Below are 16066 nucleotides of genomic sequence, written 5' to 3'. Positions count from 1 at the left end.
AATATTTGCAGTGGTAAAAAGAGAGGAACCTTTTGTAAATTTAATAAGATATAATTTGCACATGTCTTAGAATACACAAATGAAAAAAATTCCTGCATTGATGGTAAAAATAAAGCGAAGTAAACGGTAAGCTATCTATTTTAAAGTGCCCTTTAACTTTAAATATCCCTCATCAAAATTCTCCTATCCCAGATTTATTTGTATTTTTAATGAAAGTCTCAATACACAATGAAAATACAAGATCCCATTTCATTTTTCTTCCTGTTGCTTTTCTTAACCTTATCTCTTTCAGGTTGTGAATCTAAAGGTAAAGAGACAGGCAGCAACATAGCCGGACAGTCTATGGATAAATCCGGAAAAAAGCTAAAAAATGTGGATACTTTTGACCAAAGTACAAAAACGATCCATGTTCTTGTGGCATTATGTGACAATACCTATCAGGGGATTGTTCCGGTGCCTGAAAAAATAGGGAACGGGCAGGATCCTGATCAGAATCTGTATTGGGGAGCAGGTTATGGAGTGCGTACTTATTTTAACAAAAGTAAGGAATGGAAACTTTTAAAAACAGAGAAAAAGGATTCCATCAGGATGGAAAGGCTTATTTTTCAAAATGTTTCAAATAAAAATTACTATCTGGTTGCTGATGCATATGATGGGCAGTATATCAAGAATTGCACTAAAGATTTTTTATACAGCAGCTCCGGTCAGCTAAAAGATGTCATTACTGTTAATCATACAAAGATCGGAATCTATGGAAATTCAAAACTTGTCTCCTATGTAGGACATGACGGATTAATGGATTTTCAGTTATCCGAATCTTTTAAAAATACGGATGGAAAAACAAGGGACTGCATCATTCTAGCCTGCTACAGCAAAAAATTCTTTTCGCCATTATTACGAGAAACCAAAGCCAATCCCCTGGTATGGACCAGTCACCTTATGGCTCCTGAAGCTTATATTCTTCATGATGCTCTAACCGGATATATCCGCAATGAAACGGGAGAGCAGATCAGAAACAGGGCTGCCTTAGCCTATTCCAAATATCAGAAATGCAGCGTGAAAGCAGCAAGCAATCTTTTGATAACAGGATGGTGATATAATTATTGTATTCTCAAATGTATTCTTCCCACCATCTTTCCCAGGTTACATTATCCAGGTGGTTCAGATCTACTTTCTCCCCGATCTTAGGAAGGGTAACCGGAATATTTTTTTCCTCTGCATATTTTGCTGCCAGCTGCAAAGGTTCGTACCAGGCATGCTGAGCTAACTTGAACTTTGAGTTGTGTACCGGAATAAAGTTCTTAGCCTTTAATTCCTGTATCTCTGTCATAAGCTGCTCCGGCAATGTATGAATATACGGCCATTTTTCATTGTATTGCCCGTTTTCCATGACAGCGAGGTCAAATGGTCCATATTGATTTCCAATTTCTGTAAAGTGGTTTCCATAGCCACTGTCTCCACCCAGAAACAGGTTCATAGAAGGGGTTTTCAATACAAAGGAAGTCCAGAGCGAAATATTCCTGTTCAGCAGCCTTCCGGAAAAATGTCTTGCCGGTGTAAGAGTAATCCTGAATCCTTCTGCTATATCAATGCTTTCCCACCAGTTCTTTTCTATGATCTTGTCATGGCTCCAGCCCCAATATTCAAAATGCTGTCCGGTTCCCAAGCCACAAATGACTTTTCCCACTTTATCTTTTAAAGCCTGAACGGTAACATAATCCAGGTGATCCCAATGATCGTGGGAAATGAGTAAAAAGTCTACCTCAGGCATATGCTCTGGTTTATAATAGTCAGCTCCCTGAAAAGCTTTGACAGAGCCGGGCATCGGGGAGGCATTTCCACTGAAAACAGGATCGATCAGAAATTTCCTGCCATCAATCTGTATCAAGTAGGAACTGTGCCCAAACCATACGAGAACATTTTCTTCAGGCCGAAGATTCCTGAGGTCTGTAACCACATAGGGAAGTTCAGATGCGGGAGAGGTATTCTCTACTTTGCAAAGGCTTTGAAACAATGCTTTTGTCATACTTTCTCCTTCGAGCAAAGGAGGTGTAGTCAGTATATTCTGAAATCTTCCGTTGAGATAATTGGGAAGCGTACTGAAATATTCTTTTCTTTTTTCATCGGGAAACTGCCCAAGCTGCTTTACTAAATTCATTGCTTTGTTTTTACATTCTAAGTCTTTCTTCTTCCAGATCCAGCCTTGTCAAATAATGCCTTATATATTCTTCATCAATATTCGGATTACGTCTGTTTTCTTCCCGGAGCCAGATGCGCTGCTGTTCCAGGGTTTCAAAATAGATATCTTTAGCCTCATCTGAAAGCTTGTGAACGGAGTCTTCCTGATCTTCCTGCTCCCAGCGGTCCATCAACCTGTTGAAATATTCATTTTCACTTCTTCGTTCTTTATAGTTTTCATCCAGATACCTGAAGGCAACACGACGTATTTCTTTTCTTAAAAATTGTTCCGATTCTTCTTCAGACATATAATCTCCTCCGTTATCAGCTAAATTTAGTTTGCTGATCAGTGCCGGCAGCGTCAGTCCCTGAATAATCAGAGTAGCAAGAATCACTATAAAGGTAATAAAGAGAATGAGGTCACGGTGTGGAAAGGGTTGTCCGTTGTCCATCATGACAGGAATGGATAATGCCGCCGCTAAAGAGACTACCCCACGCATTCCGGTCCAGCTCATGAGTATCGGTGCTTTCATCCCGGGATCTCTATCGGCCACATTAATGAAATTCCGCATGATCAGGGTAACGAAAACCGCCCCAAAAGAGGCAAAAAAGCGCACAATGATCAATACTGCCGTAATCAATAATCCATATCCCACAGCATTGGAAAGGCTTATTCCCTCTTTATCCAGTCCTACCATAATTTCCGGCAGATCTAACCCAATCAGCAAAAACACAATACCATTGATCAGAAACACAAAGCTTTCCCATACATTAGAACCTCTTAGCCTTGATTCTGAGGTCCTGAAAATTTCATGCCTTCTTACGGAAAGAAAAAGTCCTCCGCTTACAACGGCAAGCACACCGGACGCATGGACCTCTTCTGCCGCGATATACATGACATAAGGGGCTACCAGACTGAGTATAGCATCCATATTGACATCGGTAGGAAATATTTTTTCTATTTTCAGAAAAATATAAGCCAGCACAATGCCTATTCCCAACCCTCCGAATACCATCCATCCAAAACTTAGGGCTGCTTCCTGCCATATAAACTGTCCAGTAGCAACAGCCACCATTGCAAACCTGAAAATGATCAGTGAAGAAGCATCATTGAATAAGCTTTCTCCCTCCAAAACAGTAGAGACATTCTTGGGAACTTTTACAAATTTCAGAATAGCTCCTGCGCTCACGGCATCCGGAGGTGATACAATTCCTCCGAGTACAAATCCTAATGCCAATGAAAATCCCGGAATATATGAGTTTGCCACAAAGGCGACCGATATTGCGGTAAGGAAAACCACAATAAAAGCAAAGCTGGTAATGATACGTCTCAGCTTCCATATTTCCTTCCAGGAAACGGCAAAAGCGGCTTCATACAAAAGCGGCGGAAGAAAAATAATAAATATAAGTTCGGGATCAATTTTAATAACCGGCAAACCGGGAATAAAACTGATAAGAAGCCCAGCAATAACCAATATAATAGGATAGGCTACTTTTAAACGATTGGCCAGCATAATAGCTGCAATAATTACCAGGACCAGTCCTAAGTAATAAATAAAATTTTCCACCATTGTTTTTCAATTAATTTTCAAACCAAATTAAATAATTTTTGAGAAATATTCTTTTTTTTTATTTGATTTTCCATCTCAATAGAAAAATAAATAGGGGTATTCGCTCCGGAAGTTTTTTATTTTTTACAGTCTGAAGTTTTACTGTGTAATTTTTAAAGACAGGCAAATACTTTTGTTGATATTTTTTCTGATTTGGTCAAAAATATGCTGCCATACGAAAATGTACGGCAGCATTGATGATTAAAGGTTTTCTCTGAAAAAAGGGATTACTTTTGCCAATGCCTGTCCTACCGGTTCAGGCTGGTCATAAAGTTCATAATGCGAATATCCTTCTATGATCATTAGTTCCTTCTTTGCTGATGCAGCTCTTCTTACGATCTCATACCCGTCTCTGTAAGCTCCGAAACCTCCGGGCTTATCTCCGATCACCACCAGAATAGGTTGAGTAAGCAAGGTTTCACTTAAATGAAATGCATCCCAGCCCATTCCTACCGCCATACGGGAATAAACAGCACTGGTCGCTCCACCCGGAGCCTGCCCTCTTGAAGTCTTATAATAATCTGTTGCTTCTAAAATATCAATGTCTTTGATTCCCGCTTCTTTTCCGGCTACTACCGAATCCGGCAGCATATTGATGGTCAGCAGATCATTTCCTGCGGCTTCTGAAGAACGCTGTTTGGCTATATTTTCCAGGACTTCCAGAGGACTTCCACCTGCAAAACCGTCTCTCAGAAGCCGCCCGAAGTTGACTCCGGTAATAGAAACTACAGCTTTAATTCTCCGTTCTGTCATCGCAATATTCAGAGCATAAGCGCCACCGCCACAAATGCCCAGGATTCCTATCTTGTCCACATCTACATAAGGCAGGGTTTCCAGATAGTCAATGGCATAACGCACATCATCGGTACGCTGATAAGGGTTTTCTATATATCGAGGAGTTCCCCCGCTTTCTCCCTGAAAAGAAGCATCGAATGCCAATACAACAAATCCCGCTTCAGCCAAAGCTTTTCCGTATACATTACCAGCGGTCTGTTCTTTACAGCTTCCGATAGGGTGCATGGATATTATGGTGGGATACTTTTTGCTTTCGTTGAAATCTGCCGGGAAAATCAATATTGCGGCATTATCCCATGCGATATTTTTAAATGTTACTGATTGTGTGTTCATTTTTTTTATTTTTTGTTGTTAGTTGTGGGTTACTAATTATTGGTTGCTGGCTATTGTGCCACAGATGACTTTTCTGCTTTCTTTTAACTTTTCTACTTAAGCCAGTTTTTCCTGAAAGAATGGAACCAACTGCCCTACGGCTTCGTTCACATAGTTTTCTCTGTCGTATAGAGACATATGGTTCGCTCCTTCTATAATATATTTTCTTTTGTCTGTGGTTGCTGCACGCTCAATAAGGTCATCACTCATCCATGCGCTTCCCGCAACACTTCCTACTAAAGCCAATAACGGTTGTGTAAAAAAAGCTTCCGCTTTATGGTAGGCATCATATGAAATGATCTGTGTAAGGCTTCTTGCTGTCACAACCCCAGGAGCCGTAGGATACTGGCAACGGTCTGTATGATAATATTCCCAGGCCTCTCTTAATTCTTCATTCGGAGCATCTTCTTCTCTCATTGGTGCCAATGGAATGGTCTGAATTTCCGGATGATCAGCATCTGCCGTTCTTGCATTGGAGCCTGCCAGTAAATAAGGTAATGAATCGGCATCTTTTACATTGTTTTCCCAACCGTTTCTGAACATCGATCCGATGTTTACTGCACTGATCATTCCTACCGCCTTTATTCTATGGTCATTGATCGCCGCATTGGCAGTATACCCTGCCCCCGCACAGATTCCCATTGCACCGATCCTATTGGCATCGGTATAAGGTAAGGTCGTTAAGTAATCTATAACCGCACTTATATCTTCTGTTCTTATATATGGATTTTCCAGCTGGCGTGGCTCTCCTGTACTTTCTCCCTGGTATGAAGCATCGTAAGCAACCGTGATGAATCCATGTTCGGATAGTTTTCCCGCGTATAGACCTGCTGTCTGCTCTTTTACTCCACCACCCGGGTGAGAAACTACCACTGCCGGATATTTTTTGTCCCGGTCAAATCCTTCAGGAAAATTGATAATGGCTGAAAGGGTAATACCCTGACCATTTCCGTTTCTGATACTGATCTTTTCTTGTGACATGACTTTAAATTTTTATTTGTTACTGATTGAATTATTAACTCTTTTTGATATCCCAAAGGTATGGAGACCTATTGCCTCGAAACGGAGACACATTACCTGAAAACAGATACATTTTACCTTTTTATTTTAGGTATAAATGGCATTAATCTTTAAAGTTGTCTAAAAGAGCGGGAATTTATTTAACCACAGATAACACAGATTTTCACAGATGTTTATGTATATTTCTTATGAGAATCTTGGTCACAAATTCACACGAATGACCGCATATATTTTATGATGGGTATGAATTGATTTTTATATATGATGGTAGTGTTATCATGATGATCGCGTTTGTTTATTTGGCCACTAATTACACGAATTTACACGAATGAAGCATTGGTTTTAGGTTTTGGATAAGCCAAATGAATTGGAATGTCATATCATATCTGAGCCGGCTAAACACTCTTATTAATATAACCTGAATTCGGGATAAGGCACTTTACCTGAAAATAAGATTTGGAAGCTGGAGGCTGGAAGAAGGAAGTTATTGAGGTTTGAAAACAGCTGAAGATCAATTTCATTCTTGTTTTAAGAAGTACTTCATCAAGTTTTATGATAACTATCAGAAATTATTTGTTCAATATTAACTTCCAGCTTCCCTCTTCCAGCTTCCTGACTTAAACCTTTGTTTCTTATCCCGAACTCAGGTTAATATAGAAAACCAATATTGATACTTAATGACATATCCTAGCCCCGATAGTAACGGTTACCCCGCAGCATAGGCCGGAGGGCCAGGGTTATGGGATGGGCAAGATCCGGCGTGAGGAGTATGAGTGGATAGCGGGATAAAGCTCCTGAAAAAAATAAAGACAACTCATTGAGCCGCCTTTTATCATGTTGAATATATTTTTACTGATTTCTGAAGACCTTGGGTGATAATCCTGTTTTTTTACGGAAGAATCTTGCAAAGTAATTGGGATAATCGAAGCCGAGGCTGTATGATATTTCACTTACAGAAAGGGTGGTATTCTTTAATCTGTCTTTGGCCAGCTTTACGACATAGTCATGAATATGGTCCAACGGGGATTTCCCTGTAAAGTGCTTGATAAGGTCCCCAAAATAATTGGCCGAAAGGTTACTTTTCTGTGCAAAATATGCTACCGAAGGGAGGCCTGCCACATTTTCATTTTCTCTGAAATAGTTTTCCAGGTTCTTATAAAATTCATCAATGACCTTATGGTAAATATCGCTTCTGGTATCGAACTGGCGGTTATAAAAATCTTTAACATAAGTAAGAATCAAATTGACATAAGAAATGATCACCGTTCGTGAGTAGTATTCTTTCTGAAATTCGTGATTTGCTTTTCTGAACAGGTCCCACAAAATGGTTTCTTCTTCCCTGGTCAGAAAAAGGGCTTCGTGATTATTGTAATGAACAAAGCTATAATCCTTCGCATATTTCTCAAGGTATTTGGCACTTACCATCATGCAAAGTCCGGAAAATGGTGGTGCTATCTCCCATTCCAAAGTGTTCTGCGGACAGTCAACATACACATAGGACGAATCTGACTGGTCTTCCAGCAGCTGATAAGACGTGAAGTTGATCTCCATCGGCGGCTTAATCGCCAAAAGATAGAAATCGATGGTAACGGGTTCGGATTTTAACCTGATATCATTCTGCGCTTCAAAGTCTACAATGTGAAGGTCATCACTCTTCAGATTATCTACATTCAGATAATGACAAAATCCAGGTATGCTCAATATTTTGGTGCTCATTGTAGTACAGGCTTTCAATAATGGGGTAAAATTAGATATTTTGATTGGTTACCCTATGATACAAATTCAGGAAAAACGGATACATTTTACTGTTTATATTCTATTTGGATGTAATAATGAATAAAAGCACTAAACCTATCAATAAGATAATGCCTACTATAACGGCAGCCTGAAAGACATGCTTCATATACCTTTTCCTATCAAATGTAAATTTTTCGGGATGAATACAGAATTCCTCAAAGACAAACGGGTCTATTTTCAAATCCGGTCTGAAGCAGGTAATTCCTTCAATGAATCTGGCTCTTAAAGCTCTGCCATTTTTTGTATAATAGGAATATCCGGGATCCGTCCCAAACATTACCCTGGTCACATTTCCATTTACTCCTACAGCCAGCACCCATGTTTTCCCCATCGATGTCAGATTTACCTCATATTCTTCTGAAAGATAAGACCTTTCCAATTGACTGTAAAGAATTTCATCCCTGCTTCCATCTACTTTATCATAATGAATTCCTTTGTCATCCACCATAATTCGTATTACAGATCCAGATCTTGCCTTTTTCAAAAAACGGAAAAACCGATACATCGCTATAGACCAGATTGGATAATACAGAATGGCAATTACCACAAGCACTTCTATCCTTTCACAGACCAGAAAAGGAAATACAGAAAGTACAATAAACAGAACCAACAATATCGCTATTCCGAAAATTCTGATCAGCCAGGTAATGATCCAGCAGGGTTTGGAAACCAATGGTACAAATTCTTTTCTTCTCTCCTCTTGCATCTGTTCAATATACAAAAAATGCTGTTAATATAAAAGAGCCGCAGTGGTTCCTACAGCTCTTTCAGTACAAAATTGAAAAATAAGATATGTTATTGAAACTACGAGATCGTGTATGTTTTTTCTGTACTGGTATTATAGGTCTCGGAAATCACATTGTCTACGAACCTCCATTCTGCGACGGCGTTTCCGGAAGTAAATTTCACATGCAGATATCCTCTTTTATAAAGGTTGGCATACTCCAGATCATCGATCAAAAGAGAAAATGCCTGAGCCAATTCTATTGCCTGGGTAGGGTCTGATGTGATTCCCAGATAGCCTTCAAGCCCCGGAGAGGAAACCGAGCTGCATGCCAGTTCTGTTCCAATCAAATTTCCCTGTGCATCTTTAAGTTTTCCTAACCATGCGTTGTGCGTATCTCCTGCCAGCACCACAACATTCTTTCCGGCCAAAATGGAATACAGCTGCTCCCTTTCTATAAAGTACCCGTCCCAGGCATCCAGATTATAAGGCAGTGTGGTAGTAATCCTCGCAATTTCCTGCGGAGTAAGGGTATTCTGAAGAGCCAGCATAGTAGCCGGCTGTGCACTCCCATGCTGTTTTATTTCTGCTAAAATCTGGTTCAGCAGCATTAAGAGTTCAGCAGGAACCATCATTTTGGTCATCAGGATCTGCTGTCCCAGCACTTTCCATTTTGCTGTATCTGCATTGATCTGAGAACCCAGCCATGACATCTGGTCACTTCCGATCAGTTTTCTGTCCGGACTCAAAAAATCTGTTTTAAACTGAGCCTCATTAAAGTTTCCTGCAGTGTCCAGATAATCGGAATACTCCATCTGTTTATCTCTCGCAATCACCCTTGTATCCATCATATACAAAGAAAGAATATTTCCGAAACTGAAACTTCTGTAGATTTTCAGGTCTTTCCCGGTCTTAAGAGGAATATATTCGCTGTACGCCTGGAAAGCCGCCATTTTTCTTGCCTGAAAGTCTCCTTCATTGGGCTGATGATTTTCTGCTCCGGTCTTATAGGTATCATTGGCAAATTCATGATCATCCCACACGCAAATGAAAGGTTTTTTCTGGTGAAGAAGCTGAAGGTTCTTATCACTTCTGTACTGTCTGTATCTTTCCCTGTAATCGCCGAGGTTCAGAATTTCCTTAGCAGGCATATGAGCTCTTCCAAGCTGATTGGTGTAAGGATTCGTTCCGTATTGCCCGGGAGCATATTCGTAGATATAGTCCCCAAGGTGTACCACTACATCTGCTTCGGATGCAGCAATCGCTCCGTATACGTTAAAAAGCCCGGCTGGAAAGTTTGAGCATGACACCACCGCCATTTTCACTTCACTGACAGCATCTGTCTTGGAAGGTAATGTAAGGGTTTCTCCTGTTACACTGACCTCCCTGGTTTTGACGTTGTAAAATCTATAGTAATATTTTGTATTGGAAGAGATATTCTGTACATCAACAGCTACGGTAAAGTCATTGACTGCCGTTGCATTAACCTGTCCTCTCCTTACCACTTCAGAAAAAGTACTGTTCTTACTTATTTCCCAGGTGATTTCAGCATCAATACCCACAGAATACCTCGTCCAGATAATCACCCCACCTGCTGTAGGATCAAAACTTGCAACTCCGGATTCGAAGCCGGCATTTTTAAGGTCATCAGGAGCCATTCCGCTCTCTGTAAAATCATCACTGCAGCTTTCAATTAAAGGAGCAATAAAGATTCCCCCGGCTGCCAATAGTGTATTTTTAAGAAACCTTCTTCTGTTGAGCTGGTTATTGTTTTCCATCATTACTTTTTTTGCAAAGCAACGGAATCTCCGGAAGAAGGCTGTTAACTGAGTTTTAATTATTCTTTATGCTTTTTTTAAACATATGTTTGACATAATATTTTATTCAAGTAAATACTTAAGATTAGATAATACCATGTCTCCTTTTATCATATTGATATAAAAGTCACTGATACCTAGCTCTCATCCATAGTATATTGTTGGAATTCATCAACAATAATAGAAAAGCAAAATGATAGTAGAAAGTGTGACATTCATTTACAAGAGATCCTTTTTAAAAAGGATAATATTATTATCACTCATAAAAACTAACCGCTTGCCTGTATAAATATTGAAGCTGATGAGAAGGTTTTTGAGGATGTGCTATAAGTAGTTTAATTTCGTGAAATTTTGAAATGATTTCAATAAGTTTTACTTTACTAGAGAAAGATCTTAAAAAATAAAAACCGCTCACATTATGTAAGCGGTTGATTTTCTGTGGTCCACCTGGGAACCAGGGACCACCTGATTATGAGAAAGAGTAACTTTCATTTCCTATATTTTCATTTCTTAACAAATCGGCTGAAAATAAGATCTTTATAAGATTTATACATTCTTTTAATTTCCAATTTTTTCTTATTTTATATAAATTTGTTGTACCTATGTTGTACCCAGCTAAATTTAATCTCTATGGCAACTATTAAAATAATCCAAAGAACCAAAGCCCTTTCAAATGGGCTCTTCCCTATCTTCTTAAGAATAACTAAAGATAGAAAATCTAAGTTTATTTCACTGAATTTATCATGCGAAACTTCTCAATGGAATGAAACTAAGTCTGAATTCAGAAAAAGTTACCCTAATTTTAAACAGCTTAATCATTCATTAATTGAAATAAAGAATAGAGCAGAAAAAATAATCACCGATACTATTTCTCAAGGAGAAGATATTACTTTAGAAGAGTTTGAAGAACTCTTTTTCAACTTCAAAAACGATAAAAAAATATCTGTAAATACCTTCTGGGATAATCATATAGAAGATCTAAACAAAACAGGTAGAACTGGAAATGCAAGGTTTTTTAAAGATTCCAAACAAAGCTTCATGAAATTTCTAAATGACAAGACCATCTATTTTAAAGACATTACGCCATTACTGCTCGATAAATATGAAATATTTTTAAGAGAACGTGGAAATATGGAAAGTAGTATTGCTGTAAAAATGAGGTCTATCAGAGCCTTGTATAATGATGCTATAAAAAAAGAGTATGCCAAAAAAGAAAATTATCCTTTTGATAAGTACAAATTATCTAAGCTAAAAGGGTCAACTAATAAAAGAGCATTAAGTATTGAAAATGTTCAGAAAATAAAAGAATTAGATACTACAAAACATCCTACCTTGCTTAACACTAAAAATTACTTTTTGTTCAGCTATTATACTGGTGGAATGAACTTTTATGATATGATGAAACTAACTTGGGATAATATTGTAGAAGACAGAATAACTTATATTCGTAGTAAAACAAAAGGTAAATTTAATATTAAGATTCTGGATCCGGTACAAGAAATCTTGAACTATTATAAATCACAGAACAGAAAAACACCTTATGTATTTCCAATCATACTTAAAGAAGATTCTACACCGCTACAGCTAGAATACAGGAAAGAAAAAACATTAAAAAAGTACAACAAAGATTTAAGAGAAATAGCTAGAATATGTAAAATTGATGATAAGATTACTTCTTACGTTGCCAGACATAGTTTTGCTACCAACCTAAAGCAAAAGGGAGTTTCTACCGATATTATTTCAGAAGCAATGGGACATCAGAACTTAGCTATTACACAAGCTTATCTTAAAGAACTTGAAAATGATGTGATAGATGATGCTATGAGTAAACTCTTATAATAAGTGTCAAAGTGCCTTTTATCTTCAAAAATAGCTCCCGGATAACATAGAGAACAACACAACAAGCTACAAATCAACTACATAAGGTTAATTTCAATATGAGATTAACCTTTTTTCATTTAAAAAATTAACATTTAAATAAAGAATATTAACCATTAAATTTTAAAAATTATGCAATTAAGACAAAGCGAGAGAAAAAGAGCCAAGATAAAAATGGCTCTTCAAGGTAGTGCAGGAAGCGGTAAAACTTATTCAAGCTTGCTGTTGGCACAAGGCTTAACCAATGGTGACTTCTCAACAGTAGCAGTTATAGACACAGAAAATGGGAGTGCCGATTTATATGCTCATTTGGGCAATTATAATGTACTTTCATTAACTCCTCCTTTTACACCTCAAAAGTATGTAGAAGCTATTGAAATATGTGAGAAAGCAGGAATGGAGGTTATTATTTTAGATAGCATCTCCCACTGTTGGGATTATCTGTTGGATTATCATAGCTCATTAGCAGGAAACAGTTTTACGAATTGGGCAAAGATTAAGCCTTTAGAGAAATTGTTTATTGATAAAATACTTCAATCCAATGTTCATATTATCGCTACTATGAGAACCAAACAGGATTATGTTTTAAATCAGAAAGATGGAAAATTTATTCCTGAAAAGGTAGGATTAAAGGCTGTTCAAAGAGATGGTATTGATTTTGAATTTACTATTGTCTTTGATGTAGACATTAAACATTTCGCTGTCTCAAGCAAGGACAGGACAGGTTTATTTATGGATAAGCCCGAGTTTAAAATATCTGCTGATACAGGACAACTTATTTTAAACTGGTGTAATTCCGGTATTGCAGAAACTGCAAGTTTTGCAACCTCTTCTGAATCCTCTGTCACTTCTCTGAACTCAACAGATTATTTTGGTCCTGGTGATGAGCGCTTCCCTATAGAATATGGTATTAATAGTAACATCAGTAAGGAAAGTATTCTCAATAGAATCAGCACCAGCAATACCATTGCTGAACTTTTGGCTATTTACAAACAGTACCCAGAATATCAGCAGGAATTAAAGCCTGAGTATGAAGCCAGAAAATCATTTTTAATAAAATTATCCAACCCTCAAAACTTTTCAACCAATGGATACCATTAATAATATCAGACCAGCTACATTAGAAGAAGCATTTGAACTTAGACCAGCACAAAATATTAAAGAGATTTCTTTATATGAAAGCAGAATGAATAATGATACAGCTCATCATTCAAATCAAGATTATTTTATTCCTGGTGTTGTTCCAACTGAAACAAAACCAAGAAAGCAGGCAGAGACAGAGCAAAGTAAGGAGTATCAAGAGTTTGATAGTTCTTTTCAAAGAATTGAAGTTCACCAGGAAAATAAACCAATGGAAGAGAAAACATATGAACACAAACCCTTCATTGAAGCCAATACACAAGCGGTCAATCTCTACCATTTAAAGAACGACTGTATTATCCCGGTTTTCAGTAAAGATAACGAAAAAACAATTGCACACCAAGAATTTATCGATGTAGTAATGAATGCAGCGCAAAAGGTATTTCCTATGCAGAGTATTACAGAACCTGAAATAAGGGTATCACACCAGATTAAAGGCAGGACACCGGATGCTATACACCTAAGTGTAAAAGACCTATTGGACCACCAAAAAACAATTTATTATGAAAGAATGGCATTTATTATCAGGATTCCTGGTATAACAGATATAGTAAATGGAAATAAACTATCACTTACAATAGGCGGTGTCAGAAGCTATAATCTGGAAAATCTTTACAATAAGAAAACACTGGAACGAATGAAGTTTTTCATCGGATTTCAGAATCAGGTATGCTGTAATCTATGTGTGTCAACAGATGGATTCAAGGAAGATATGAGAGTATCCGGTACTCAGGATTTATATTCCAAAACATTGGATGTTATGCAGAATTATGATGCAGAGCTTCATTTAAAGGAGATGAAGGAGCTTACCCATGATTCTCTTTCTGAACATCAGTTTGCACAGCTTATAGGCAGAAGCAGGTTGTATCAGCATCTACCTAAGCAAGAAAAACAGAATATTTCTTTGTTAAACTTCAATGACAGCCATATTAATACAATGGCGAAGGATTATTACGAGGATAAGAACTTTTGCAGACAGGAAGATGGAAACATCAATTTATGGTCAGTGTATAATCTCTTCACACAGGCCAATAAGTCTTCATATATAGATACTTTCCTGGATAGGAATCTGAATGCCCTTGAATTTGCCAAAGGTATTCAGAAAACGCTCAATGGTAATTCTGATTACTGTTGGTTTTTGAGCTAGAGAGACTGCCCCTTAATTGGGGTAGTTTTTTTACATGCACTACAAGCAAAAGAACATTGTAAACAAAAAGTAAATTTAATTTTTAATACGTCAAGTTCTGTCGCTTTGTTGTGATAGCTTTGCATTATAACTGGTAAAGAATAGATTAAAAATAAGATTAAGAGTGTTCATGCTAAATCCATTAAATAAATCTTTTTATTGTGAACTAAAAAATATACTTTTGCAGAAAAATTTAAATATAATTACTTAATACTTACACAACTATGAAAAGACAATTATTCTCGTTGGCATTATTAGCGTCGTCATTTACATTTGCGCAATCATGGAACTTAACCGGAAATACGGGGACTAATCCAGCCAATAATTTTATTGGGACGACTGATAATCAACCATTAGTTTTTAAGGCTAATAATAATTCATCACTTCGTATACTTCCCACGGGAGCCTTAAGAGTTGGGCTAAATGATACAGATACCAATCCTGGTACTACCTTGAGGGTATATAATAATGAAAATACTGTTTTTGAGATTGCCAATCCATTGGGAAGGTTTCAAATTGGGAAATCTACATGTAACGGTTGCTTTGGTGGGGAATTAGGAGATACTGTTTTAAGAAATCTTGACATTTCTCACAATATTATTATAGCTCAGCCCAATGATGGTAATGACGGTTCCACCTATTTTGGTATTCAGGATGGTTATAATGGAACATGGGTAAAATTCTTCAATAATGCCATTGCCAGGTTTGATGGTAAAATTAAAGCGAAAGAAGTTGAGGTTAAAGCTAATGTATGGGCTGATTATGTGTTTACAAAAGAATATCAGCTGAGATCTTTAGAGGATGTTGAAAAACATATTAATGAAAAAGGACATTTGCCTAATATTCCAAATGCCCAGGAAGTGATCAAAAACGGAATTAATGTTGCTGAGATGAATTCCAAACTTCTTGAAAAGATTGAAGAATTAACACTATATTCCATTGAGCAAAACAAGAAATTACAGCAACAGTCAGAAAAGATTGAAATATTAGAAAAGCAATCCGAAGAACTTAGAGAGTTGAAACAGCAAGTTCAACAACTATTATCAACACAAAAATAATCACAAATGAAAAGAAAATTACTATCGCTGTCATCACTGATGATAGGATTTTTTGGTTTTTCTCAAACCGAAGTCTACTTTAAATATGATGAAGCCGGAAACCAACGATACAGAGGGACTAATGTAGCCGGGAAAACAGTACAAGAGCCTGCAAAAACAGAAGCTAAAACTGTTTCTGTAACCCAGACTCAGCCAGAATCTCAAATCATTGATGAAGCAGCCTTTTGGAAACAAATCAGGTTATATCCAGTTCCGGTAAATGATGTGTTAACCATTGACTGGACGGAAGAAGTGGATGGACTCATAGAATCTGTATCACTATATCAACACAGTACTGTTCACTGGAAATTCCAACAGCAGAATATGCCTAATCTGAATAAACAGATTAAAATTAATATGACAGGCTATGAATGGGGAGTGTACGTATTACGCTTTACATTGAAAGACGGAAGAATTTTTAGCCGAAATATTACCAAACGATAATTATTAGC

13 protein-coding genes are annotated in these 16066 nt (G+C 37.4%); 6 read left to right on the top strand and 7 right to left on the bottom strand.

Going from position 1 to position 16066, the window contains the following annotated elements; translation table 11 throughout:
- Positions 1-228: 228 nt before the first annotated feature.
- Positions 229-1095 (top strand): hypothetical protein, encoded by an 867-nt coding sequence (locus AC4IF5_RS15420; RefSeq protein ID WP_490736008.1) that lies wholly within the window; start codon positions 229-231, stop codon positions 1093-1095.
- A gap of 16 nt (positions 1096-1111) precedes the next feature.
- Here AC4IF5_RS15420 and AC4IF5_RS15415 read toward each other — a convergent pair whose 3' ends face one another.
- The 7 genes from AC4IF5_RS15415 to AC4IF5_RS15385 all read right to left on the bottom strand — a co-directional run bounded on the left by AC4IF5_RS15415 (position 1112) and on the right by AC4IF5_RS15385 (position 10277).
- Positions 1112-2158, bottom strand: coding sequence for an MBL fold metallo-hydrolase (locus tag AC4IF5_RS15415; protein WP_490736006.1), 1047 nt, complete (start codon positions 2156-2158; stop codon positions 1112-1114).
- Positions 2159-2168: 10 nt separating this feature from the next.
- Positions 2169-3749 carry a Na+/H+ antiporter gene (locus AC4IF5_RS15410; protein ID WP_490736004.1) on the bottom strand — a complete coding sequence of 527 codons (1581 nt, stop codon included), beginning with the start codon at positions 3747-3749 and terminating at the stop codon, positions 2169-2171.
- Positions 3750-3989: 240 nt separating this feature from the next.
- Complete coding sequence (locus tag AC4IF5_RS15405) at positions 3990-4916, bottom strand: alpha/beta hydrolase (protein ID WP_490736002.1); 927 nt, start codon at positions 4914-4916, stop codon at positions 3990-3992.
- Between the two features lie 96 nt (positions 4917-5012).
- A complete protein-coding gene (locus AC4IF5_RS15400; protein WP_490736000.1) occupies positions 5013-5936 on the bottom strand; it encodes an alpha/beta hydrolase in 924 nt (307 codons plus the stop codon).
- 888 nt (positions 5937-6824) lie between these two features.
- Complete coding sequence (locus AC4IF5_RS15395) at positions 6825-7691, bottom strand: helix-turn-helix domain-containing protein (RefSeq protein ID WP_490735998.1); 867 nt, start codon at positions 7689-7691, stop codon at positions 6825-6827.
- Between the two features lie 100 nt (positions 7692-7791).
- Complete coding sequence (locus AC4IF5_RS15390; RefSeq protein WP_490735997.1) at positions 7792-8478, bottom strand: hypothetical protein; 687 nt, start codon at positions 8476-8478, stop codon at positions 7792-7794.
- A 98-nt stretch (positions 8479-8576) separates the two neighbouring features.
- Entirely contained in the window at positions 8577-10277 is a 1701-nt protein-coding gene (locus AC4IF5_RS15385; protein ID WP_490735995.1) for an alkaline phosphatase D family protein, read from the bottom strand.
- Positions 10278-10943: 666 nt separating this feature from the next.
- Between AC4IF5_RS15385 and AC4IF5_RS15380 the strand changes: the two genes are divergently transcribed.
- The 5 genes from AC4IF5_RS15380 to AC4IF5_RS15360 all read left to right on the top strand — a co-directional run bounded on the left by AC4IF5_RS15380 (position 10944) and on the right by AC4IF5_RS15360 (position 16058).
- Entirely contained in the window at positions 10944-12152 is a 1209-nt protein-coding gene (locus tag AC4IF5_RS15380; protein ID WP_490735993.1) for a tyrosine-type recombinase/integrase, read from the top strand.
- 171 nt (positions 12153-12323) lie between these two features.
- Positions 12324-13292 (top strand): AAA family ATPase, encoded by a 969-nt coding sequence (locus AC4IF5_RS15375; protein ID WP_490735991.1) that lies wholly within the window; start codon positions 12324-12326, stop codon positions 13290-13292.
- Between the two features lie 250 nt (positions 13293-13542).
- On the top strand, positions 13543-14478 hold the full coding sequence (locus AC4IF5_RS15370; protein ID WP_490736012.1) for a DUF3871 family protein: 936 nt from the start codon (positions 13543-13545) through the stop codon (positions 14476-14478).
- 263 nt (positions 14479-14741) lie between these two features.
- Complete coding sequence (locus tag AC4IF5_RS15365) at positions 14742-15575, top strand: restriction endonuclease subunit S (RefSeq protein WP_490735989.1); 834 nt, start codon at positions 14742-14744, stop codon at positions 15573-15575.
- A 6-nt stretch (positions 15576-15581) separates the two neighbouring features.
- Positions 15582-16058: a T9SS type A sorting domain-containing protein gene (locus AC4IF5_RS15360; protein ID WP_490735987.1), complete on the top strand. Its 477-nt coding sequence runs from the start codon at positions 15582-15584 to the stop codon at positions 16056-16058.
- Positions 16059-16066: the final 8 nt, after the last annotated feature.

This window comes from Chryseobacterium sp. UF-290, from assembly GCF_058245615.1.
The sequence above is the reverse complement of the archived record's forward strand: the minus strand, read 5'-3'. Positions and strand labels throughout refer to the sequence as shown.